19 protein-coding genes and 1 tRNA gene are annotated in these 22,011 nt (G+C 66.8%); 5 read left to right on the top strand and 15 right to left on the bottom strand.

Annotated elements, in window-relative coordinates:
• Window positions 1-86 precede the first annotated feature (86 nt).
• Window positions 87-1,934, bottom strand: a complete 1,848-nt coding sequence (locus B161_RS0102885) for a PHA/PHB synthase family protein (RefSeq protein ID WP_018631852.1) — start codon at window positions 1,932-1,934, stop codon at window positions 87-89.
• A 287-nt stretch (window positions 1,935-2,221) separates the two neighbouring features.
• Here B161_RS0102885 and B161_RS0102880 point away from each other — a divergent pair, with 287 nt between their 5' ends.
• From B161_RS0102880 to glpX, 4 genes are all read left to right on the top strand, one after another.
• Complete coding sequence (locus B161_RS0102880; RefSeq protein ID WP_026310146.1) at window positions 2,222-3,124, top strand: hypothetical protein; 903 nt, start codon at window positions 2,222-2,224, stop codon at window positions 3,122-3,124.
• Between the two features lie 152 nt (window positions 3,125-3,276).
• Complete coding sequence (locus tag B161_RS0102875; RefSeq protein ID WP_018631851.1) at window positions 3,277-4,530, top strand: LL-diaminopimelate aminotransferase; 1,254 nt, start codon at window positions 3,277-3,279, stop codon at window positions 4,528-4,530.
• Window positions 4,531-4,543: 13 nt separating this feature from the next.
• Window positions 4,544-5,839, top strand: a complete 1,296-nt coding sequence (locus B161_RS0102870; RefSeq protein ID WP_026310145.1) for a homoserine dehydrogenase — start codon at window positions 4,544-4,546, stop codon at window positions 5,837-5,839.
• A gap of 33 nt (window positions 5,840-5,872) precedes the next feature.
• On the top strand, window positions 5,873-6,850 hold the full coding sequence (gene glpX, locus B161_RS0102865) for a class II fructose-bisphosphatase (protein ID WP_018631849.1): 978 nt from the start codon (window positions 5,873-5,875) through the stop codon (window positions 6,848-6,850).
• A 146-nt stretch (window positions 6,851-6,996) separates the two neighbouring features.
• Here glpX and B161_RS0102860 read toward each other — a convergent pair whose 3' ends face one another.
• The 6 genes from B161_RS0102860 to B161_RS0102835 all read right to left on the bottom strand — a co-directional run bounded on the left by B161_RS0102860 (window position 6,997) and on the right by B161_RS0102835 (window position 13,189).
• Window positions 6,997-7,422 carry a helix-turn-helix domain-containing protein gene (locus B161_RS0102860; protein ID WP_018631848.1) on the bottom strand — a complete coding sequence of 142 codons (426 nt, stop codon included), beginning with the start codon at window positions 7,420-7,422 and terminating at the stop codon, window positions 6,997-6,999.
• A 590-nt stretch (window positions 7,423-8,012) separates the two neighbouring features.
• Window positions 8,013-9,608, bottom strand: coding sequence for an apolipoprotein N-acyltransferase (gene lnt, locus B161_RS16425; protein WP_018631847.1), 1,596 nt, complete (start codon window positions 9,606-9,608; stop codon window positions 8,013-8,015).
• The gene (locus tag B161_RS16420; protein WP_018631846.1) at window positions 9,598-10,563 is read right to left on the bottom strand and encodes a hemolysin family protein; all 966 of its coding nucleotides are present in this window, start codon (window positions 10,561-10,563) and stop codon (window positions 9,598-9,600) included. The genes lnt and B161_RS16420 overlap by 11 nt, the downstream gene beginning before the upstream one ends.
• 25 nt (window positions 10,564-10,588) lie before the next feature.
• A complete protein-coding gene (gene ybeY / locus B161_RS0102845) occupies window positions 10,589-11,098 on the bottom strand; it encodes an rRNA maturation RNase YbeY (RefSeq protein WP_018631845.1) in 510 nt (169 codons plus the stop codon).
• Window positions 11,095-12,132, bottom strand: coding sequence for a PhoH family protein (locus B161_RS0102840; protein ID WP_018631844.1), 1,038 nt, complete (start codon window positions 12,130-12,132; stop codon window positions 11,095-11,097). The genes ybeY and B161_RS0102840 overlap by 4 nt, the downstream gene beginning before the upstream one ends.
• A 97-nt stretch (window positions 12,133-12,229) precedes the next feature.
• Window positions 12,230-13,189: a complex I NDUFA9 subunit family protein gene (locus B161_RS0102835; protein ID WP_018631843.1), complete on the bottom strand. Its 960-nt coding sequence runs from the start codon at window positions 13,187-13,189 to the stop codon at window positions 12,230-12,232.
• 227 nt (window positions 13,190-13,416) lie between these two features.
• On the opposite strand from B161_RS0102835, the gene B161_RS0102830 reads away from it, so the two are divergent.
• Window positions 13,417-13,493, top strand: a tRNA-His gene (locus B161_RS0102830).
• 44 nt (window positions 13,494-13,537) lie between these two features.
• Here the strand turns inward: B161_RS0102830 and B161_RS0102825 are convergent.
• The 8 genes from B161_RS0102825 to eda all read right to left on the bottom strand — a co-directional run bounded on the left by B161_RS0102825 (window position 13,538) and on the right by eda (window position 22,011).
• Window positions 13,538-14,746 carry a TAXI family TRAP transporter solute-binding subunit gene (locus B161_RS0102825; protein ID WP_018631842.1) on the bottom strand — a complete coding sequence of 403 codons (1,209 nt, stop codon included), beginning with the start codon at window positions 14,744-14,746 and terminating at the stop codon, window positions 13,538-13,540.
• A gap of 469 nt (window positions 14,747-15,215) precedes the next feature.
• The gene (locus B161_RS0102820; protein WP_018631841.1) at window positions 15,216-16,439 is read right to left on the bottom strand and encodes a TAXI family TRAP transporter solute-binding subunit; all 1,224 of its coding nucleotides are present in this window, start codon (window positions 16,437-16,439) and stop codon (window positions 15,216-15,218) included.
• 446 nt (window positions 16,440-16,885) lie between these two features.
• Window positions 16,886-17,464 (bottom strand): acyl-CoA thioesterase, encoded by a 579-nt coding sequence (locus B161_RS16415; RefSeq protein ID WP_018631839.1) that lies wholly within the window; start codon window positions 17,462-17,464, stop codon window positions 16,886-16,888.
• A gap of 280 nt (window positions 17,465-17,744) precedes the next feature.
• A complete protein-coding gene (gene lpxK / locus B161_RS0102805; RefSeq protein ID WP_018631838.1) occupies window positions 17,745-18,716 on the bottom strand; it encodes a tetraacyldisaccharide 4'-kinase in 972 nt (323 codons plus the stop codon).
• A complete protein-coding gene (locus B161_RS0102800; protein ID WP_018631837.1) occupies window positions 18,713-19,018 on the bottom strand; it encodes a GNAT family N-acetyltransferase in 306 nt (101 codons plus the stop codon). The genes lpxK and B161_RS0102800 overlap by 4 nt, the downstream gene beginning before the upstream one ends.
• Entirely contained in the window at window positions 19,015-20,205 is a 1,191-nt protein-coding gene (locus B161_RS0102795) for a Gfo/Idh/MocA family protein (protein ID WP_018631836.1), read from the bottom strand. The genes B161_RS0102800 and B161_RS0102795 overlap by 4 nt, the downstream gene beginning before the upstream one ends.
• A gap of 10 nt (window positions 20,206-20,215) precedes the next feature.
• On the bottom strand, window positions 20,216-21,250 hold the full coding sequence (mgrA, locus tag B161_RS0102790) for an L-glyceraldehyde 3-phosphate reductase (protein ID WP_018631835.1): 1,035 nt from the start codon (window positions 21,248-21,250) through the stop codon (window positions 20,216-20,218).
• Window positions 21,251-21,372: 122 nt separating this feature from the next.
• Window positions 21,373-22,011, bottom strand: coding sequence for a bifunctional 4-hydroxy-2-oxoglutarate aldolase/2-dehydro-3-deoxy-phosphogluconate aldolase (eda, locus tag B161_RS0102785; RefSeq protein WP_018631834.1), 639 nt, complete (start codon window positions 22,009-22,011; stop codon window positions 21,373-21,375).

The following is a 22,011-nucleotide window of genomic DNA, read 5'->3' as shown; positions in this document are numbered from 1 at the left end:
AGGCGGCGCGCGCCCTCGCCTTTCGTCAGCTTGATGAGGTCTCAAGCGTGACGGTCTTGTCACAATCACCGCTCAAAACAGCGCGGTCAATCGCGTTCGCGCACGTAAGCGCCGGGCGCCTCGTCGATCACCCCGAGCTTGCGCCCCGGCGGACGCGCCGCGACCTGCTCGCCCGATTGAGAGGCGAGCCATTTATCCCAATCCGGCCACCAGCTTCCGGCGGTTTCGGTCGCGCCCTCCAGCCATTCGGGGAGGGTTTCGGGCCATTGGCCGTCTTCGCGGGTCCAATATTGGTATTTGCTCTTGGCGGGCGGATTGATGACTCCGGCGATATGCCCCGAGCCGCCCAAGACGAAACGCACGTCGCCGCCCATCTTGCGCATGCCCCGATAGACCGAAGCGGCGGGGGCGATATGGTCTTCGCGGGTGGAGATGGAGTAGATCGGCGTCATGACCTCCTCCAGATTCACCTCTTGCCCGAAGACCGTGAGCTTGCCCCGGCTGAGCAGATTGTCGCGGTAATAATCGCGCAGATAGTTGAAATGCAGCTTGGCGGGCATGCGGGTGGAATCGCTGTTCCAATACAGCATGTCGAAGGGGAAAGGCGTCTTGCCGAGCATGTAATTGCTGATGACGTAGCTCCAGATCAGATCCGAGCTGCGCAGCATGTTGAAGGATTGCGCCATATATTGCGAATCGAGGACGCCGCCTTCGCTCTCCATCTTATCGCGGAGGGATTCCAGAATCTTATCGTCCACAAAGACCTTGAGGTCTCCGGCGAGGTCGAAGTCCGTCTGAGCGGTGAAGAAGGTGGCGGCGTTGACCCGGGCGTCGCCGGTCTTGGCCATATAGGCCAGAGCCGTCGCCACCATGGTTCCGCCCACGCAATAGCCCGCGACGTTCGTGGATTTGCGCCCGGTCTCCTTGAGCACGGCGTCCACGGCGGCGAAGAAGCCTTGACGGATATATTCCTCCATCCCGAGCCGAGGCCCGCCCGGAACCGGATTGCGCCAGGAGATCATGAACAAAGTATAGCCCTGATCCACCAGCCATTTGACCATCGACTTCTTGGGATCGAGGTCCATGATGTAGAATTTATTGATCCAGGGCGGCGAGATCAGCAAAGGCCGCGCATAGACCTTTTCAGTGGTCGGCGAATATTGAATCAGCTCGATGACTTCATTGCGGAAGACCACCTTGCCGGGGGTGTTGGCGATGTTCTCGCCGAGCTTGAAGGCGCTGGTGTCGGTCTGCGAGATGGTGAGCGTGCCTTCGCCGCGCTCGATGTCCTTGATGACGTTGCGCATGCCGCGCACGAGATTCTCGCCGCGCTGGGCGAGGGTCTCGCGCAGAGCCTCGGGATTGGTGGCGAAGAAATTCGTCGGCGAAAGCGCCTCGACGAAGCGCCGCATGAAGAATTCGACCTTCTGGCGCTCGTTGGCGGAAAGATCGTCGCGGTCGGCGATGGTCGAGAGCAGATGATTCCCCGCCAGAAGGTAAGTCTGCTTCACATGGTCGAAGAGCGCGTTCTCCGTCCATGCGGGATCGGCGAAGCGCTTGTCCCCTTTGGCGGAGGCCATGGCTTCGGGCTTGGCGCCGAGCGCCCGCATCCAGCTTTGCCGCCAGAGCTGGGCGTAGTCGGTCCAGAAATTCATCGCCGTCTGAGCGGCCTTGTCGGGGCGGGTCATCATGCCGCGCGCGAATTCGATCCAGGCGGGCATGACGTTGAAGGGATCCACCGCCGGCGAGCCGCTCCCGGTGAGGGGGCCTTTCTGGCCGGTGGCCATGCGCGCCCAAGCCTGTTGGCCGAGCGTCCAGGCGGTGGCGAGATTCTCGCCGAAGGCGCTGAGATCCTCGATGGCGTCGGCGGGCGTCGGGACGGCCTGAGGCTCTCTTTTCGGGTCCGGCGAATCGGCGGACTTGGTCGTGGACATGCTGTCTCCTCCCTGGCGCGCTCGGCGATCCGACGGATCTGAAGCGCTTCCTCATTCTTATATAGAGGCGGCGGCCTCCGGCGCGGACTCGCGTCTGCGGTCGGAGCGGCGACGCCTCCGGGACATTCTGCGCATCCCTGAGCGCGGCGTCGCTTAGAAAATTAGCAAGCCGTTCGTCTTCTGTCACGGCCCCCATCGTCCCCTTCTCCGTCCGATCCTCTTGCCGGAGAGGCGCAGGGAGGGCTATGACCGCGAAGGCGCGTGCGAAATCAATCAGGAGGCGTCCTTTGCCCCCCATCCGAGGCTCCGTCCTGCTTTTCGCGCTGTCGGCCTTGGGCGGCTGCGCGCTCAAACCCATTCCCGCTTTGCCGGAAAGCCCCTGGGTCGAGGCCGCGCCTTGGCCGAAGCTGGAGGAGGCGCCTCAGGCGCCCGCCGATCTGGCCGGGGCCGTCGCCCGCGCCGCCGAGGCCCGGGCGATTCTGGAGCCTCAGGCGCAAGGCTTGGCCGCGCGGGCGATCGTGGTCGGCGCGGTGGACGTGGCCCCCGAAGCCCGCGGCGTGACGCCGCCGCCTCAGCCTCAGGGCGCGCCGATTCCCGATCTCGCCGCGCTGGAGGCTCTGGCCGAGAGGACGCCCCCCGCTTCGGGCGCTCCGGTGGACATCGCGGCGCTGGAGGCCCTCGCCCGCCGCGCGCCGCCCGTCTCTCCGCCCTTCGATTCGGCGAGCCTCGCGGCTTCGGCCCGGCAGGCGCCGCCGCCCGCCTCCGCGCCCTTCGACGTCGCGGCTCTGGCTTCGGCGGGGACGGCGGCCCAAAGCCGGGCCGCCCAACCGGCGCCTCAGATTTCGCCGCAGATCGCGCCGCCTTCCGCCGCTCCGGCCGCCGCGCCCTCTTCCGCCCTGTCGGGGCTCTCGGCCGAGGACGCCGCCGCTCTGGCCGCGGCGCGCGCCCGCGCCGCCCGTCCCTTCGGAGAGACGACGCCGCCCGCCTCCTCCTCCGCCGACGCGGCGGTCCTCGCGGCGGCCCGCGCCCGCGCCGCGCGGCCTTTCGGGGTGAACGCTTCGGCGCTTCAGACCGCCGCCGCCCGCGCCCAAGGCGTCGCCGGAGCCCCCGCGCCCTTCGACGCCTCCGCGCTCTCGAGCCTCGGCACCGCCGCCCAAACCCGCGCCGAAGAGGCCATGCGCGACGAATGACTCCGCCTCCCTCCTTTGGGCGCAGGGTTTTGAGTCTAGGATTCGCGCGGGCGCGGGCTTATAAGGCCCAAGGATTCGCGTGGGCGCGGACTTGCGACATAGCCCGCGCCGCGTGATTCCTCCGCGTTTTCCTCGCATTCATGAAGCCCGCCATGCAGACCGATTTTTATCGCATCAAGCGCCTGCCGCCCTATGTGTTCGCCGAAGTGAACCGTCTGAAGGCCGCGGCGCGAGCGGCGGGCAAGGACATCATCGACTTCGGCATGGGCAATCCGGACATGGACACGCCCGCCCATATCGTCGAGAAGCTCGTCGAGACCGCCCGGCGTCCCGGAGTCTTCGGCTATTCGGCCTCCAAAGGCATCAACGGCCTGCGCCGCGCCCAAGCCGCTTATTACGAGCGCCGCTTTGGGGTGAAGCTGAATCCCGAGACCGAAATCATCGTGACTCTGGGCTCGAAGGAAGGGCTGGCGAATCTGGCTCAGGCGATCACCGCGCCGGGCGACGTGATTCTCGCGCCGAACCCCTCCTATCCGATCCATCCCTACGGCTTCATCATCGCCGGAGCCGCGCTGCGCCATGTGCCCGCGCTGCATGAGGGCAAATTCGACCCCGAGGAATATCTGCGCGCCCTCGACCGGGCGGCGCGTCATTCGGTGCCTTCGCCTCTGGCGACCATCGTCTGCTTCCCCTCCAACCCGACGGCCCATGTCGCCGACCTCGATTTCTATAAGGAGATCGTGGCCTGGGCGAAGCGTTACGACGTCTGGGTCTTGTCGGATCTGGCCTATTCCGAGATCTATTACGGCGATGTTCCGCCGCCTTCGATCCTCCAGATTCCGGGCGCCAAGGACGTGGCCGTGGAATTCACCTCCATGTCCAAGACCTTCGCCATGGCGGGCTGGCGCATGGGCTTCGCGGTGGGCAACGAGCGCCTGATCGGCGCTCTGACGCGCATCAAGAGCTACCTCGACTACGGCGCCTTCACGCCGGTTCAGGTGGCCGCCGCCGCCGCGCTCAACGGGCCGCAGGACTGCATCGCCGAGATCCGCGCCACCTATAAGAAGCGCCGCGACACCCTCATCGACAGCATGGCCCGCTCCGGCTGGGAGATCGCCCCGCCCGAGGCCAGCATGTTCGCTTGGACTCCCATCCCCGAGCCCTTCAAGGCGCTCGGCTCCATGGAGTTCTCCAAGCTGCTGGTCGAAGAGGCCGAGGTGGCCGTGGCGCCGGGAATCGGCTTCGGCGAATATGGCGAGGGCTTCGTGCGCATCGGCCTCGTGGAGAACGAGCACCGCATCCGTCAGGCGGCCCGCAACGTGAAGAAGATGTTCCAGAACGCCGACGCGATCATGGCCCGCTACGGGCAATTCTCGCCGGCGTCGAAAGCGGCGAAATCGGCCTGAGAGCGGGGTTTTCATGAGGGGGAATGGGGTGCGCGTCGGGCTTGCGGGCCTTGGGACGGTGGGCGGCGGCGTCGTTCGGCTTCTGCGCGAACGCGCCGAGGCTCTGACCGCGCGGGGCGGGCGCCCCATCGCGCTGACCGCCGTCGCGGCCCGCGACAAGACCAAGGACCGCGGCTTCGACCTCTCCGGGCTGATCTGGCATGAGGATCCCGTCGCGCTGGCCCGCTCGCCCGAGATCGACGTCTTCGTCGAGGTGATGGGCGGCTCGGAAGGCCCGGCCAAAGATTCCGTCGAGGCGGCGCTGAAGGCGGGGAAATCCGTCGTCACGGCGAATAAGGCGCTTCTGGCGGTCCATGGCGGGGCTCTGGCCCGGCTGGCCGAGGCCAACGGCGCCCAATTGCGCTATGAGGCGGCGGTGGCGGGCGGCGCGCCCGCCATCAAGCTGCTGCGCGAGGGTCTGGCGGCCAACGAGGTCTCGCGGCTTTACGGCGTGCTGAACGGCACCTGCGCCTACATCATCTCCGAAATGGAATCCTCGGGCCGCGATTATCCCGAGATCCTCGCCGAGGCTCAGGCTCTGGGCTACGCCGAGGCCGATCCCACCGCCGACGTCGGCGGCTATGACGCCGCCAATAAGCTCGCGATTCTGGCCGCCATCGCCTTCGGCGCCGAGCCGGATCTGAAATCCATGGAGATCGAGGGCGTGGACCGGCTCAGCGTGGCCGACATCGATCTGGCGAAGGATCTGGGCTATCGCATCCGGCTTTTGGGTCTGGCGGCGCGCCACCCCGACGGACGCCTCGAACAGCGCGTCAGCCCCTGCCTCGTGCCCGCCAAATCGGACATCGCGCGGCTGAAGGGCGTGACCAACGCCGTGGGAATCGAATCCGAGCCCGTCGGGCGGATCTTCCTGACCGGCCCCGGCGCGGGCGCGGGCCCGACCGCCTCGGCGGCGGTCGCGGATCTGCTGGATCTCGCGCGCGGCGACGAGCGCCCGGTCTTCGGGGTGGCGGCTTCGGCGCTCGCGCCGATCAAGGCGCGGCCCATCGAAGACCATACGGGGCGCTTTTATCTGCGCTTTCTGCTGCAGGACCGCCCCGGCGCCCTCGCGAGCGTCACGGCGGCCTTGGGCGCGGAGAACGTCTCCATCGAGTCGATGCGCCAGCTGCGCCCCACCGATCAGACCGCGCCCGCCGCCATCGTCACCCATGAGGCGCGCGAAGGCGATTTGCGCCGGGCTCTGGCGCGGATCGGCGCCCTGCCCGCCCTCGCGCGGCCGCCGGTGGCGCTGCGCATCGAAGAGATTTGACGCTCAGTCGTTTGATGTGAAGGAAGCAAGGCCATGGCCGAGACCGTGACGCCCGAGTTCAAGGACCGCCTCTTGTCGCTCGGGCTCGCCCGAGTCTCCGAGGCGGCGGCCATCGCGGCGGCGAAGCTCATGGGGCGCGGCGACGAGAAAGCCGCCGACGCCGCCGCCGTCGACGCCATGCGCGACCAGCTCAATCAGCTGGAGATCAAAGGCGTGGTGGTCATCGGCGAGGGCGAGCGCGACGAAGCCCCCATGCTCTACATCGGCGAAGAGGTCGGCGCCGGAAACGGGCCGGAGGTCGACATCGCCCTCGATCCGCTGGAGGGCACCACCTTGGCCGCCAAGGCCATGCCCAACGCTCTGACGGTCATCGCCATGGCGCCGCGCGGCTCGCTGCTGCACGCCCCCGACGTCTATATGGACAAGATCGCCGTCGGCCCCGGCTATCCCAAGGACGTCGTGAGCCTCGACGCCACGCCGGAGGAGAACGTGCGCGCTCTGGCCAAGGCCAAGGGCGTCTCGCCCGAGGGCATTTCGGTCTGCGTGCTGGAGCGTCCGCGCCATGAGGCGCTGATCTCGGCTCTGCGCTCCACCGGGGCGGGCGTGCGGCTCATCACCGACGGCGACGTCGCGGGCGTGATCCACACCGCCGACGCCGAAAACTCCGGCGTCGACATGTACATCGGCTCCGGCGGCGCCCCCGAGGGCGTCTTGGCGGCGGCGGCGCTCAAATGCATGGGCGGCCAGATTCAGGGCCGTCTGCTCTTCCGCAACGACGCCGAGCGCGGCCGCGCCCGCAAGGCCGGAATCGAGGATCTGAACCGCATCTATCGTCTGGACGACATGGTGCGCGCCGACGTGATCTTCGCCGCCACCGGCGTGACGGACGGCTCCTTCCTGCGGGGCGCGCGCCGCACCCGCACCCATATGGAGACCGAGACCGTGCTGATGCGCTCCAAGACCGGATCGGTCCGGCGCATGAGCTACCGCACGCCGCTCGAACGTCTGTGAGCGGGTCCGTTTCGGATTGATTTTCAAGGGATCATGGGGAGGGGCGCTTCAGGCGCCCTGACCAACTTCCGGCCGCCCCGGACGGCGGGCGGAAGCTGTTGCAGGTCAGCGTCGCGGACGCGAAAAGCTTCATGCTTTTTCGCGGCTCACTGCTCCTCCGAAGCGGAGGCGAGGGTCTTCACAAGCTCCACGATGCGTTTGCGGGTCTCGGAATCGGCGATCTTGGAGAAAGCCGTGTTGAGCTGCAAACCTTCAGAGCTATTGACGAAATCCATCACGATAGGCGCCTCGTCGTCTTCGGCCACGCCGCCGTCGGCGAAGGCGAGAGACGAGATGTCGATGGTGGCGGGCATGTCGTCGAAGAAGAACTGGACAGGCACGTTGAGAATGGAGGCGATGGTGTAGAGGCGGCTGGAGCCGATTCTATTCGCGCCCTTTTCGTATTTCTGCACCTGCTGAAAAGTCAGATTGAGCTTTTCGCCTAACTTCTCTTGACTCATCCCGACCAACATGCGGCGAAGCCGCACGCGGGACCCGACGTGCACGTCGATGGGATTGGGGGATTTGGACACAGAGCCTCCTTTGGCTTGCGAAACTCCGAAGACGCCCAAAACCACGGGCGCCCGGCGTAGACAGAACATATTGGGGATCGCACGAGGACGGATCAACCGACGGCGAGTCGAGCTGCGACGTCTTCGCGCGAATATGGCCGTAAAGCCTCAATGCGCCGCCGCGCCCTCCTTCGATCCCCATCGACGGAGCAGGGAGTTTCAACGATGAGGTTTGGGTTCCATGCTCAGCGACAGCCGCGACATATAGGGAGTCGCTTTCTCGCACGCAATAAGAACCCGTAGGCGGAGAGATGGAAAACCGGGACGAGAGCTTTCGGACAAACCCAAGGTCGAAGAAAATAGAATGAATTGGGATTATGTTCTGGACGACCTCGGCGCATTTTCGGAATTTTATCCGTCACGGCTGAACTGTTTATTTCCCAATGAGCCGTCTTCTTAGAGCATTCTTAGAAATACGCCGAACGCCGAAGACCGGTTTCGAGGCGAAGCCTCCGGGCGGCCCACGTTCAGAGGCTCCGGGGAGGCGGCGGCTCACAGGCGCGGGTCCGGCGCCCTCCCCCTTGAGGCTTTCAGGTCACGATCCGGACACGTCACGATCCGGGGCGCCGCCCTCCGGAGCCCAAGCCGAAGCCGAGGATCAGGCAAAGCGCCGCCGCCGCGAGGAAGCCCTTGTCGCCCCAGCGCCCGTAAGGCGTCGGCGGCGCGGCGGAGGGCAGGCGCGCGAGAATCATCCCCCGAACGCCGACGCCGCGGCTCTCCAAAATCCGGCCAGAGGGATCGACCACGGCGGAGATTCCGGTGTTGGCGGCGCGGAGCAAGGGCAGGCCCTGCTCGATGGCCCGCGCCCGCGCCTGAGCGAAATGCTGCCAGGGCCCCGCGCTGACGCCGAACCAGGCGTCATTGGTCAGATGGAGCAGCCAAGAAGGCCGTTCGCCTCCCCGCTCCAGAATCTCCCCGGGGAAAATAGCCTCATAGCAAATGAGCGGCGCGAAAGGCGGCAAGCCCGGCGCCCGCATCAGACGCGGCGCGTCGCCCGCCTGAAAATCGCCCGGCGCCTGCACGAGCTTGCTGATTCCCAGCCGCTCCATGGCCGCGCTGAAGGGCATATATTCGCCGAAAGGCACCAGATGGCGTTTATCGAAGACCTCGCCCGCCGCGCCTGAGGACTCCACCGCCATCACGGCGTTGAACCAGCGGTCTCGGCCCGCCGCGCCGGAGAGAATCCCGCTTCCCCCGGGAGGCGCGGGCTCCACGCGCTGGGTTCCGGCGATCAGAACCGCCCGGCCCTCCAAAGCTTCGGCGGCCAATTCGCGCATCCGGGGATGCGCCAAAGGCCAAGGCGCGGCGGATTCCGGCCAGATCACGGCGGTCGCCCCGGCCTCCACGAGGGCCTTGGTCTGCTCCAGCAACAGCTGAAGATGGCCCGACATCAGCGCCGGATCCCATTTCTCTTTTTGCGGAATGTTCGGCTGGACGATTCCGATCATCGGGGCGTCGGCCTTGACGGCGAGAACCTCCGCCAGCCGCGCCGCGCCGTAAAGCCAGCCGCCGCCGATCAGCGCCGCCGCCCCCGCCAGACGCAGGAGCCCCCCCAAGAAGCCGCTCCGCCAGAATCCCGCCAGAAGCGCCGCCGCGACGAGAATCGCGAGAGTCTGGCCGTAAGGCCCGACGAGGGCGCCGGTCTGAGCGAAAGGCGTCTCAATGGCGGCGTAGGCGAAGAGCGCCCAAGGAAAGCCGGTGAGGACATGGCCGCGGGCGAATTCCGCCAGCGCCCAAATCCCCGCCAAAGCCAGAGCCCCCGCAAGCCCCTTCGCGCGCGGCGCCAAGGCGAAGCCCGCGCCCCAAAACAGCGCCAGCCCCGCCGCGAGCCCGCCCACAGCGAAAGGCGCCATCCAAGCATGGGCGGCGGCGTCCACCTGAAAGGCTTCGGCGATCCAGCGCAGCCCGAAGGCGAAATAGGCGAAGCCCGCGCCCCAGCCGATCAGAAAGGCGCGACGGCGCGTCCCGGCGCCCGCCTGAAGCAGGAACAGCAGCGGCAGAGCCGCAGCCAAGCCCGCGAAGGCCCAGCCGGGCGCGGGCGGCTGAGCCGCGGAGGCCAGCAAGCCCGCCGCGAGCGCCGCCGCCAGCCTCAGTCCAAAGGCCGGGCGCGCGCCGGACTCCGCCCTCGACGCGGGTTCAGGCGTCACCCTGACCCTCGCCGGAGCCGGAGGCCGCCGTCTCCGCCGAAGCGGCGACGGGCGTCGCCTCCTCCGCGCGCGGCCGCGCGAGCCGCAGACGAATGCGCTTCACCCGGCGCGGATCGGCTTCGAGGATGTCGAAGGCGTGGCCCTCGGGATGCAGCAGCGTCTCGCCCGTCTGAGGCACGCGGCCGTTCAGAGCCGTGACCAGACCGCCGAGCGTGTCGACCTCCTCGTCCTCGTCGTAAAGCTCGACGCCGATTTCGCGTTCGAACTCCTTGATCGAGGCGCGGCCGTCCACGAGCCAGACGTCGTCCGACTCCCGCGTCCATTCGACGTTCTCGTCGTCATGTTCGTCGACGATGTCGCCGACGATCAGCTCCACGAGATCCTCATTGGTCACGAGGCCGTCCACGCCGCCATATTCGTCGATGACGAAAGCCATATGGACGCGCTCGGTGCGCATCTGCTGAAGCAGAGCCGCCGCAGGCATGGTGGGCGGCGCCATCAGCGCGGCGTGCATATGGTCGCGCAGACGAAAGCCGCGCATCCCCGTCTCCACGCCGTAAAGCTTGAAGATGTCCTTCACATGGACGAAGCCCAGAGGATCGTCCAGAGTCTCCCGATAGACGGGCAGACGCGAATGACGCCCGTTGCGGAAGGCCTCGACCACCTCGTCGAAGCTCGCGCCCTCTTCCAGCGCCTCGACCTCGGCGCGCGAGACCATCGCGTCCTCGACCGTGAATTCGCTGAGGCGCCGCACGTTCTCCTGAATGGCCCGCAAAGCCGCGGAGGAGGAATCGCGCGCCGGACTGGGAGGCTCGGCGGCCTCGTCGGCGCCGTCCGCAGTCCCGGCTTCGGCGGAGCCCCTTGGGGCCAGTCCGGCGAAACGCCTGAAACGCTCGAAGAGGGGGGGCGCGCCGTTTGCGGAGGATGAGCCTCCGCCGGATGAGCCGTCGCTCATTAAAGGTCAAACTCCCGAAGCCGGGTCAGGCCGCATAAGGATTGACCACCCCCATACGCGCCAGAGCGGCGATTTCAACAGCCTCCATCTCTTCCGCCTGCGCGTCGCCGCGCTCATGATCAAAGCCGAGAAGATGCAAAGCTCCATGTATGATAAGATGCGCGAGATGATCCGCCAAGGGTTTTGCGCCCTCCTCCGCCTCGCGCGCGCAGACGCCGAAGGCTAAGGCCAAATCGCCGAGATGGCGCGGCGCGCCGGGCGGAGTCCCCCCGAAGCTTGGGGAATCGGCGGGAAAAGAGAGGACGTTGGTCGGTTTGGGCTTGCCGCGCCATTGAGCGTTGAGCTCGGCGATCTCCGCGTCGTCGGTCAGCAGAATCGCCAGCTCCGCCGCCGGAGCCCCCTTCAGAGCCGCCCGCGCCTCCTCCTCGGCGAAGAGCGCCGCGAGAGCTCGCGCGATGAGCGATTCGGCCTCAGGGAGCGCCGCCTCCCAGGCGGGATCGGCGATCCTGACATCCGCTTCGATCTCGGGGATCACGAAGTCAGCCCCGGCTGACGGGCCTCGGCGCGGCGGGCGCCCTCGGCGTCATAGGCCTTGACGATCCGCGCCACCAGAGGATGACGCACCACGTCGTCGCCGGTGAAGCGGGCCACGCCCACGCCCTCGACGTTCTCCAGCAGCTTGACCGCATGGGCCAATCCCGATTCCACGCCATTGGGCAGATCCACCTGAGTGGGGTCGCCCGTCACGGCCATGCGGGCGTTCTCGCCGAGGCGGGTCAGGAACATCTTCATCTGCATGACGGTGCAGTTCTGGGCCTCGTCGAGCACCACATAGGCGTTGGCCAAAGTGCGGCCGCGCATGAAGGCCAGAGGCGCCACCTCGAAGACGCCGCTTTCCAGATTCCGCGCGACTTGCTCGGGCGGAATCATGTCATGCAGCGAATCATAGAGCGGGCGGAGATAGGGATCGACCTTCTCCTTCATGTCGCCGGGCAGAAAGCCGAGCCGCTCGCCCGCCTCCACGGCGGGGCGCGAGAGGACCACCCGCTCGACTTTGCGGTCGAGGAAGGCGGCCACGGCGGCGGCCACCGCCAGATAGGTCTTGCCGGTGCCCGCGGGCCCCACGCCGAAGACCAGATCCTTTTTCGCCAGAAGATCCAGATAGGCCCTTTGCGCGGGCGTGCGCGGCTCGATGAGTTTTTTCCGGGTGCGCACGGCCTCGGCGCGGCCCGAGGAGCGGCCGGAAGAGGGCTCGCCCGGCTCCTCGCCCTCGCGGGCGAAGCGCAGAGCCCCGAGCACGTCGCCCGCTTCGATGGCGGCGCCGCGTTGAGCGCGCTCGCGCAGACGGGCCAAAACCGCCAAAGCGGCGGCGACCTCAAGCTCGGGGCCGCGGATTTCAAGGCGGTTGCCGCGCTGGTCGATCTTCACCCCAAGGCCCCGCTCGATCTCGGCGAGGTGGAGGTTGAACGGCCCGAAGACGGCCGCCGCCACGCGATTGTCTGAGAATTCAAAGACCGTCCCCTCGGTCGGGGACGGGGCGTCGGACGGATGCGCGGTCTCGTCGGTCAAGCGGCCTCCAGAGCCAAATGCTGCCTCTAGAGAGATGCTGGCTCAGGACGCGGATCGGCGCAAGGGCGAATTCGCGCCTGCGCCGTTCAGAGAGAGATCAAGCCTCGTCGGGACGGGCGGGCTTCTCCATGCGGGCGTATTGGCCGTAGGGGCGGAAGCGGTAGAGATAGCCCGGAAGCACGCTCTCCATGGATTTCGGCTCGATGCCGAAAGCCTCGAAGCCCGCCAATTCGCCCGAAGCCACATTGTCGCGCGCCAACATCTTGAGCTGATCGCGCGTGACCGGCGCGAAGGGCAGCCAATCGGTCAGGGCCGCGCCGAAGCGCATCAGAGGCAGAGGAACGTCCGCCACCACGCGCTTGCGCTGCGTGATCTTCAGCATCAGCTCCATCAGCTCCTTCATGGTCAGGACCTCGGGGCCGCCGAGCTCGAAGGTCCGGCCTTCCGCGATCTCGCCCTCAAGCGCGCGGACGGCGGCCTCGGCCACGTCGTCCACATAGACCGGCTGAAAGCGCGTCTCGCCCCCCGCGACGGGCAGAACCGGCGTAAACTGCGCCATGCGCGCGAAGCGGTTGAAGAATTCATCCTCCTCGCCGAAGACGAGGGAGGGCCGCAGAATCGCGGCGTTGGGCATGGCGGTGCGGACCATGGTCTCGCCTTCGCCCTTGGTGCGGGCGTAATCCGAATCGGAATCCGGATCGGCGCCGATGGCCGAAACATGCGCGAAGCGCCGGACGCCCGCCTCGGCGGCCAGACGCGCCACGCGGCCTGCGCCTTCAGCCTGCACGGCGTCGAAGCTCTGCTTGCCCGAGGGGCTGAGGATGCCGACGAAATTCACCACCGCGTCGGCGCCTTCGAGGGCGCGGCGGCAGGAATCTTCGTCGCGGATGTTGGCCTGCACCGGCTCGATCTGCCCGACGTCGCCATAGGGACGCAGAAAATGCGCCTCATTGGGCCGGCGCACCGCCGCCCGCACCCGCCAGCCGCGCTTGGCCAGCTTGCGCGCCGCATAGCGCCCGATGAATCCCGAACCGCCGAACATGGTCACAATCGGCATGAGGCCCTCCTCGCCGGCGCCGCTCCCGCGCCGTCCTTCGCTGTCCCGAAAGGGGGTAGCGCATTCCGCGCTCCGGCGAAAGGGGCTTGGGCGTCACAGAGGGGAATGAAGCGGGGGAGGGGAATGAAGCGGGGGGAGGAGACGCCGCAGGCTCTCCCCTCCTTTCGCGCGATCCGCTCTTGCTTCCGCGCGCCGAAGCCCTTAAGATGCGCCGCAAGAAGACAGGCGCCGCCTTAGCTCAGTTGGTTAGAGCACTAGATTGTGGATCTAGGGGTCCCCCGTTCGAGCCGGGGAGGTGGTACCATCTTCCTTTCCCCTCTCGTCTTCGCCCGAAGCAGGAAGCCCTCGTCAGGGGGGCGCGCAGCCTTTGGGATTGGCCACCAGCCAGCGCTCGAACTGGGCGTAGGGGTCCACCAGATCCTCCAGACGCAAGCCCACCTGCGCGATGTGCTCATGGAAGGGGCGGCAATCGGCGGCGAGAATCACGCTCGGGCCGCCCGGCTTCACCGCGCAGATCTGCGTGACCGCCCGCGGATTGCGGTTCAGCCATTCCTGAGCCGCCCGCAGACGCGTCCAGCCCTCGATGGAGGCGCCGACGTCCACGTCGCACCAATTGGCGTTATAGCCGCCCGGCCCGTCGTTGAGCTCATGGCGCGCGCTGAAGAAGGCGTTGATGAAGGTCTCGACCCGGCCATAGCGCTGCCGCGTGCGGGTGTTGCTTTCCGAATACCAGTTATAGACCGCCAGCACCGCCGGAACCGCCCAACCCGAGACCTCGCCCTCCTCTTCGCCGACCAGCAGAGGATAATCCTCATGGCCGATCCCGACGGGCTGGTAGGGCGCGCCCTCGCTCGGCGGAGGCGGCAGCGAGACGAAGCCCACGCCTTTCTCGACGAGGCGCGCCTTCATCTCGTCGGAGAACTCGCGGAAGATCGGCGAGCCGCGTCCGGCCACATAGACGAGGGCGTCCACCTCGGGGTCGTCGGAGACCATGTCGTTCAGCGCCGCGCCCGGATTCAGATTCGAAACCTCGAACTCCACCCCGAGCAGATCGCGCAGAACGATGGGCGCCGTGATGGCGCTGCCGCCGCCCGCGCCGCCGACGGCGATGGTCTTGCCGCGCAGATCCTCGACGTCGCGCAGGCCGTCGCGGGCGAGGACGTGGACGATCTCCGAATGCAGCCGCGTGACGTAGGAGATGCGCCGTTTGAGGAAATCGAACTCCTTCTGATCGCCCTGCTGGATGGAGAGCAGGACGTCCGCCTGCACCAGAGCGAAATCCGTATATTCAAGATAGAGCAAATCCTGAAGATTGCCCACCGAGCCGCGTCCCACGATGGGCAGAACCCGCAAGCCGCCCTCCGTGGCCTTCTCGACCAGATTCTGGAGATCGGCGCCCAGCTGGATGTAGACTCCGCCCGGCCCGCCGGTCACGATTCCAATGCGCGTCTCCCGGAGCTTCTGGGCGAAGGCGCCGGGACTTGGAGCGACGACCTGCGCGAAGCACGGCGTGGCGAAACTCGCCGCCAGACAGGCGAAAACTCCCCATTTCAACATATGTCTCCCTCCAGTCGCGATCCTCGTTCCCGCGCGCCCAGACGCATGGAGGCGCCGTTTTCAAACGCGCTGGTCGTCGTCCCCCTTGAGACGCCCGCTCCTCCCCCGGAGCCGCGCAGGCGGCGGACGGAAGGCCGGCGTCCATGGCGGGGCATGCTACGATAGAATTCCCTGAATCGTTAGGAGGAATCGCGCCCAGTCCCGAATATAGATGAACCCTGTACGGATCTTCATCATATTCACGATGACCGGCACGGATTTTCCCCTATCAGGAAAAATCGCGGATCGCCTTTCTGAGCGCCTCCTTCCGGATTTGCGCGATCCGCACAGCGCCTTGAGGCGGGAGGGGCCGCGCTCTGGGGCTGAGGGCGAATCTGGGGACGAAGCTTGGCGCGCGGCCTCGGGGCGTCGCCCGACCCCATCGGGCGGGGCGGACGCTCCGGGCTTTCCGGCGCCGCAGGAGCGCGCTTCAGAGCGTGCCGGCGCAGCCGTTCGGATTGCTCTCCAGCCAGCGCTCGAACATGATCTCAGGCTCGGCCAGATCCTCCAGACGCAGGTCGATCCGGGCGAGATGCGCATGGAAGGGCGCGCATTCGTAGGCCATGACGAAGCCGACCTCTCCGGGCTTCGCCGCGCAGACCGCGGTTTTGGCGCGCGGATGAGCCGTCAGCCATTCCTGAGCGGCGCGCAGACGCGTCCACCCGTCCCAGCCTTCGAGGCCCTGCCCTAAATCCACGTTGCACCAGTTTTCGTTATAGCCGCCCGGCCCGTCGTTCAGATCATGGCGGCGGGCGAAGAAAGACTCGATGAACTGCTCCATCCGCCGATAGCGCTGACGCGTGCGGGAATTTTGATCGGTGTCCCAGTTATAGACCGCCAGCACCGCCGGAACCCCCCAGGCGGAGACGCCCGCGCCTTCGGGAATCAGCGCCGGATAATCGGCGTCGCGGATCGTTAGGCGTTCGTAGGGCGCGCCGGAGTTCTGCGGCGGCTCGGGCAGAGACACGAAGCCCACGCCCTTTTCGCGGATGCGGGCCTCCATCTCCGGCGAGAAGAAGGTGAAGAGCGGCGAGCCCCGCCCGGCCACATAGACGAAGGCGTCGATGCTCGGCGAATCCGAGAGAAGATTGTTCAGCGCCTCCTGCGGCCCCATGGGCGAGGCGGTGAAGTCCACCTTGAGCAGATCGCGCAGGACGATGGGCGCCGTCAGAGCGCTGCCGCCCCCCGCGCCGCCGATGGCGACGGTCTTGCCGCGCAGATCGGCCGGACGGCGCATCCCGTCCCGCGCCACGATGTGGATCACCTCGGGATAGAGGCGCGTCACATAGGCGACGCGGTTTTTCAGATATTCGAATTCTTCAGGATTCTTCAGCCGGATCGAATGCAGCACGTCGGCTTGGACGAAAGAGAAATCCACATTCTCCAGATAAAGCAGATCCTGCAGATTGCCCACCGAGCCGCGCCCCACCGTCGGCAGGACGCGCAGATCCGAGTTCTGGCCCGCGCCCTCGACGAGGCGCTGGAGATCGGCCCCTAATTGCAGATAAGTTCCCCCTGCGCCGCCTGTGATGATCCCCACCCGCGCGTCGCGCAGACTCTGCGTGAAGGCGGCGGGATTGGCGGCGACCACTTGCGCATGGCTGGGAGATGCGGCGGCGAGCAAAGCGCAAGCAAAAAGCCCCATCTTCAGCATGATATCTCCTTATGGTTCTTATGTTCACTGGTGCATGCTCTCATACTTCGTAAGGAATATGCGCTCCGCCTACCCCCTGCCAAGCGCCGACCTCATGAGAAAACACGATTTTTCCGAACTCATGCGGAGCAAATAAGAACTCAAATGGTTAATCAGAATACAGATCAATATCGTGAAAGAAAAAAAGCATCAGAATTCTGATAAAACCAGACGAAATTCGCGCAAAATCTACGCCTTTGGAATAGCTGATCCAGAGGGTTTTGAAGAGATTCAGAACCGACGCGGAAAAGGAGAAAGACACATAATAATCACAGTGGAAAACCCTCCAAAGAATTTTCGCAAGCTCTGAGGCGTCGTCCGGCGACGCGCCATGACTGAGCCGCATGCGTAATTTACTCTTGGAGAGAGAGCTCAGTTCCCAAGAACTCGCTCAAAAAGACGCGCGTTCACACGCCGGAGACTTCGCTCGCGGCGCGCCGAGTCGGCGTCTTGAGATCGGCGTCCGGCGGCCAGGGCCGGGCGGCGTCGGCCTCGATCCAGGCCTGAACCCAATCGGGAGTCGGGAGGGAGAAATTCGGAACGCCCATGGCGGCGGCCACTTCGGCGGTCGGCACCGTGCCCGAACCGCGCGTCACGGCGGTGCGCATCAGCGCCGAGGAGCAGGCTTCGCCGTCTCGGATGAGGCTTTGCTGGAAATAAAACCACTTCTCGTCCACCGCCGCGAGGCGCGTGCGGATCGAAAAACGGTCGAAGGGCAAAAGCCGCTTGCGGTAGCGCACCGAGCCGCCGCCCACCACCAGCCCCCAGCCTTGCTTTTTCAGCATCTCCATCATGCCGATGCGGATGGCGTAATCAAAGCGCCCGAGATCCAGCAGGGTCAGATGGCGGCCGTTGTTCATTTCGCCGAACATGTCGCAGTCCCAGGGGCGCGTCCATGTGGAGAATTCGCTCGTCTCCGACCAGGTCAGCCTGGGGCGACGCCGCGCGAAGACATAAAGCCCGATCAATCTCACGAAAGGATACATGCGCGCCCCCTCTGCCTCATGAAAGGGCAGAGGTAGCCCCCTCCGGCCTCCCGGACAAGGGAGACGGCGCCGCATCCGCGAGGGCGCCTGACGCGAGGTCAGGGGGTTTTGGGGGGATCTGGCGGAGGTAAAAAGCGGCGGACGCGCATGCATAGAGGGGGGAGCGGGGGGCGCGTCCGCCGCCAGATCGCGCAGCAGAGGGACTTGGTGCGCTGAATCAGGATATAGGAGCGTCGCGCAGGGGAAAAAGATCCCAGATCAAAAAATTTTTAACCCATGGCTAAAATTTTCTTAACGTCCCGTCCAGCAAGGCGTCAAGGGCCTTCTCATCCTGAAGAGTCAATTTCGCCGGAACCGGCAAAGCGGCGCCGCGAAACCACGCCGGGAACTTCACCGCGTCCTTTTCAGTGCAGATCAATTGCGCGTCGAGGGCCTCGGCCTCGCGGGCCAAACGGCGCAAAATCGCGTCGTCATAGGGGGCGTGATCGGGAAAAGCCCGCGTCGCCGCGAGCTCCACGCCCAAGCCCCGCAGCATGGCGAAGAACTTCTCCGGACGCCCGATCCCCGCGAAGGCCAGAGCCCGCAGCCCCTTGAAGGGAATCCCGGCGAAGGCGGGCTCCACCCTGCCCCGCAGGACGGGCTTCTCGAAGGGAATCCCCGCCAGAGGATCGCCCCTCCCGAGGATCAAAACCGCCTCGGCCCGCGCCAGACCCTCGGCGACGGGCTCGCGCAAAGGCCCCGCCGGAACCACCCGCCCCGAGCCGAAGCCCGCAGGCCCGTCGATCACGATCAGCGAGAGGTCTTTCTCCAAAGCGGGATTCTGAAAGCCGTCGTCCAGCACCAAAGCCTGAGCCCCCGCCGCCACGGCCGCCCGAGCCCCGGCCGCCCGGTCGCGGGAGATCCAGGTCGGGGCGTGGGAGGCGAGGATCAAGGGCTCGTCGCCGACGCGCGCGGGGTCGTCGATTTCAGGCCGCACGAGATGAGGGCCGCGCTCCGAGCCGCCATAGCCGCGGCTCAGGGCGTGCGCCGCCAAGCCCCGCTCGGCGAGTCGCCGGAGGATATGGATCGCGGTCGGAGTCTTGCCCGCCCCGCCGAGCGTCAGATTCCCCACGCAGATCACCGGAACCGGCGCGCGCCAGGGCTTCGCCCGCCTGCGGCGCGCACGCCCCGCCCCGGCGTAGACCGCGCCCAAAGGCGACAGCAGCGCCCCTAAAACGGAATCGGGATCGGACCAGAATGCGGGCGGCTTCATCCGGGCAGCAGATCCGACCATTCGGGATGGCGCGCGAATTGCGCCGCCACATAGGAGCAGAGCGGCGCGATCTTCAGCCCTTCGGCGCGGGCGTCTCCGACGGCCCGCAGGACCATCCGCTCCGCCACGCCCGATCCGCGCGCGGAGCGCGGCGAAAAGGTGTGGTCTATGGCCATGACGCCGCCCGAGAGGCGATAGGTCATTTCAGCCTCCTCCTCGCCGAGGGCGATCCAATAGCGGCCCCCATGAGGATCGCGGTCGTGGTTCACCGGCGGAAGCCGGGCCTCGTCGGGGGCGCTCATGAGGGGGCTCCGGGTTGGGGGATGTCCAGAAGATCGGGGGCGGTCCATGCGGCGTCCGCCCGCGAGGAGCGCAGACAGGCGTCGATGAAGGCCATGCCCTCCAGCCCGTCGGCGAGGCCGGGAGATTCCGGCGTCTCGGGCGAGCCGCCCGCCTGAACCCTGCGGATCGCCCGGGCGTAATCCTGATAGAGATTGGCGAAGGCTTCGAGATAGCCCTCAGGATGTCCGGCGGGGGTTCGGGTCAGGGCCGAGGCGCCGGGGCCGGCTCCGGCGCCGCCGCGAGTCAGCAGGCGGCGGGGCTCGCCATAGGGGGAGACCCAAAGCTGATTGGGGTTCTCCTGCGCCCATTCGAGTCCGCCCTTGGCGCCGTAGACCCGCAGACGCAGGCCGTTTTCATGGCCCGGCGCGATCTGGCTGGCCCAGAGCATCCCGCGCGCCCCGCCTTTGAAGCGCAGCATGGCCTGCACGTCGTCGTCGAGGCGGCGGCCCGCTCCGAAGCTGCGCAGATCCGCCGAAAGCGACTCCAGCTTCAGCCCCGTCACATGGCGCAGCAGGTGATAGGCGTGGGTCCCGATGTCGCCGACGGCGCCGCCTTCTCCGGCGTTGGCGGGGTCCATGCGCCAGAGCGCCTGTTTATTCCCCGCCTCCTCGGCGGGCTCGGTGAGCCAGTCCTGCGGATATTCCACCTGCGCGATCCGCAAGGGTCCGAGATCGCCCCGCGCCACCATCTCGCGCGCCTGACGCACCAGAGGATAGCCCGCATAAGCGTGGGTCAGGCCGAAGACCAGAGGCCGGCCCTCCGCGATCCGGGCCGCCAGAACCCGCGCCAATTCCTTGGCGTCGGCCAGCGTGGAGGTCAGAGGCTTGTCGCAGATCACATGAATCCCGGCTTCGAGAAAGGCTTTCGCCGGGCCGAAATGCAGATGATTCGGCGTGACGACGGAGACGACTTCGATTCCGTCGGGCCGGGCGGCTTCGGCGCGGGCCATCTCCGCCCAGGATTCATACGCCCGCTCCGGCGCGATCCCCAGATCCTCCGCCGAGGCCCGCCCCTTCTGCGGATCGGCGGAGAAGGCCCCCGCGACAAGCTCATAATCGCCGTCGAGCCGCGCCGCGAAGCGATGCACCGCCCCGATGAAGGCCCCGCGCCCGCCGCCGACCATCCCCAGACGCAATTTGCGCGTCATGACCGCTCCTTCAAACCGTCGGTTGGCCGCGCCCGGACCAGATGTTGAGTCCGCCCTCCTGCGCATATCGGTCGATCTCGGCCAGCTCCTCGGGCGTCAGAGGCTCCAGAGCCAAGGCCCCGACCGAATCCTGAAGCTGCTCCACGCGGCTGGCCCCGATCAGAGCCGACGTCACGCGCGGATCGCGCAAGGCCCAGGCCAGAGCCAATTGCGCCAAAGAGCAATTCCGCTTCTCGGCCACGGCGTTCAGACCCCGGATGCGGGCGAGGTTCTCTTCGCTGAGCATCTCGGGCTTGAGGGATTTGCCCTGCGTGGCGCGGCTGCCTTCCGGGGCGCCGTTCAGATAGCGGCTCGTCAGCATGCCCTGAGCCAGAGGCGAGAAGACGACGCAGCCCAGACCCTCGGCCTCCAGCACGTCGAGCAGCCCGTCGTTCTCGATCCAGCGGTTGAGCATGGAGTAGCTCGGCTGATGGACCAGACAAGGCGTGCCGAGATCCTCCAGAAGCCGCGTGGCGCGCCGGGTCTGCTCGGCGTCGTAGGAGGAGATCCCGACGTAAAGCGCCTTCCCCGAACGCACGATCTGATCCAGCGCGCCCATGGTCTCCTCAAGAGGCGTCTTGGGGTCGAAGCGGTGGGAGTAAAAGACGTCGACGTAATCCAGCCCCATGCGCTTGAGGCTCGCGTCGCAGCTGGAGATCAGATATTTGCGGCTCCCCCATTCCCCATAGGGGCCGGGGCGCATGAAATAGCCCGCCTTGGTCGAGATCACGAGATCGTCGCGATGGTTTTTGAAATCCGCGCGCAGGATCTCGCCGAAGGCGGTTTCGGCGGAGCCGGGCGGCGGGCCGTAATTATTGGCGAGGTCGAAATGGGTGATCCCCAGATCGAAGGCCGCCCGACACAGGTCGCGTTTCGGCTCGAAGCGGACGTCCTCGCCGAAATTATGCCAGAGTCCCAGCGAAAGCGCGGGCAGAACCAAGCCTGAGCGCCCGCAGCGCCTGTAGGTCATGGCGTCATAGCGGTGCGGATTCGGAATCCAGCCCATGCGCGGCCTCCTGTTTCGGCGCTCCCGGATTTCTGCGCTCCCGGGGGGCCTATGCTAGGCCGGGGCGGCGGCGAGGGAAAGCCCCGTCCGCCCCCGTCCGCGCCCCAATCAGAACGCCCTCATCAGGCGGCGCGCTTGAGGCCCGCGGCCTCGCGGGCCAATTCCTCGATCCGCGCCCAGTCGCCCGCCTTGATCGCCGCCTTGGGCGCCACCCAAGAGCCGCCCACCGCCAGCACGTTGGGCAGCTCCAGATATTGCGGCGCGTTGGCCAGAGAGATTCCGCCCGTCGGGCAGAACTTCACCTGAGGCAAAGGGCTGCTCCAGGCCTTGAGCAAAGCCGCGCCGCCCGCCTGCTCGGCGGGGAAGAACTTCATCACGTCGAGGCCCAGCTCCAGCAGCCGCATGACCTCGGAGGCCGTGACCGCCCCCGGAAGCAGCGGCAGGCCCTCGTCCTTGGCGGCCTTCAACAGCGTCTCGGTGCAGCCCGGCGCGACGCCGAAACGCGCCCCCGCCGCCTTGGCCGCCTTGACGTCGGCGGGGGTCAGCAAGGTGCCCGCTCCGACGACCGCGCCCTCGATCTCGCTCATGGCGCGGATGGCGTCGAGGGCGACGGGGGTGCGCAAAGTCACCTCCAGAGCCTTCAGCCCGCCCTTGACCAGAGCCCGGCCCAAAGGCTCGGCTTCGGCCAGAGTCTCCACGATCAGCACCGGCACCACCGGCGCCAGAGCCAGAACCTCGCGCGCGCTCATCATGCTTCCCAT

It is taken from the genome of Neomegalonema perideroedes DSM 15528 (assembly GCF_000374145.1).
GTDB lineage: Bacteria > Pseudomonadota > Alphaproteobacteria > Rhodobacterales > Rhodobacteraceae > Neomegalonema > Neomegalonema perideroedes.
This window is presented reverse-complemented; position numbering and strand designations above follow the sequence as displayed.

Excerpts from the sequence above, each read along its gene's own strand:
- B161_RS0102885 (WP_018631852.1), bottom strand. The coding sequence starts at position 1,934 with ATGTCCACGACCAAGTCCGCCGATTCGCCGGACCCGAAAAGAGAGCCT.
- B161_RS0102875 (WP_018631851.1), top strand. The coding sequence starts at position 3,277 with ATGCAGACCGATTTTTATCGCATCAAGCGCCTGCCGCCCTATGTGTTC.
- B161_RS0102870 (WP_026310145.1), top strand. The coding sequence starts at position 4,544 with ATGAGGGGGAATGGGGTGCGCGTCGGGCTTGCGGGCCTTGGGACGGTG.
- glpX (WP_018631849.1), top strand. The coding sequence starts at position 5,873 with ATGGCCGAGACCGTGACGCCCGAGTTCAAGGACCGCCTCTTGTCGCTC.
- B161_RS16420 (WP_018631846.1), bottom strand. The coding sequence starts at position 10,563 with ATGAGCGACGGCTCATCCGGCGGAGGCTCATCCTCCGCAAACGGCGCG.
- B161_RS0102835 (WP_018631843.1), bottom strand. The coding sequence starts at position 13,189 with ATGCCGATTGTGACCATGTTCGGCGGTTCGGGATTCATCGGGCGCTAT.
- B161_RS0102825 (WP_018631842.1), bottom strand. The coding sequence starts at position 14,746 with ATGTTGAAATGGGGAGTTTTCGCCTGTCTGGCGGCGAGTTTCGCCACG.
- B161_RS0102820 (WP_018631841.1), bottom strand. The coding sequence starts at position 16,439 with ATGCTGAAGATGGGGCTTTTTGCTTGCGCTTTGCTCGCCGCCGCATCT.
- B161_RS16415 (WP_018631839.1), bottom strand. The coding sequence starts at position 17,464 with ATGTATCCTTTCGTGAGATTGATCGGGCTTTATGTCTTCGCGCGGCGT.
- lpxK (WP_018631838.1), bottom strand. The coding sequence starts at position 18,716 with ATGAAGCCGCCCGCATTCTGGTCCGATCCCGATTCCGTTTTAGGGGCG.
- B161_RS0102800 (WP_018631837.1), bottom strand. The coding sequence starts at position 19,018 with ATGAGCGCCCCCGACGAGGCCCGGCTTCCGCCGGTGAACCACGACCGC.
- B161_RS0102795 (WP_018631836.1), bottom strand. The coding sequence starts at position 20,205 with ATGACGCGCAAATTGCGTCTGGGGATGGTCGGCGGCGGGCGCGGGGCC.
- mgrA (WP_018631835.1), bottom strand. The coding sequence starts at position 21,250 with ATGGGCTGGATTCCGAATCCGCACCGCTATGACGCCATGACCTACAGG.
- eda (WP_018631834.1), bottom strand. The coding sequence starts at position 22,011 with ATGGGAAGCATGATGAGCGCGCGCGAGGTTCTGGCTCTGGCGCCGGTG.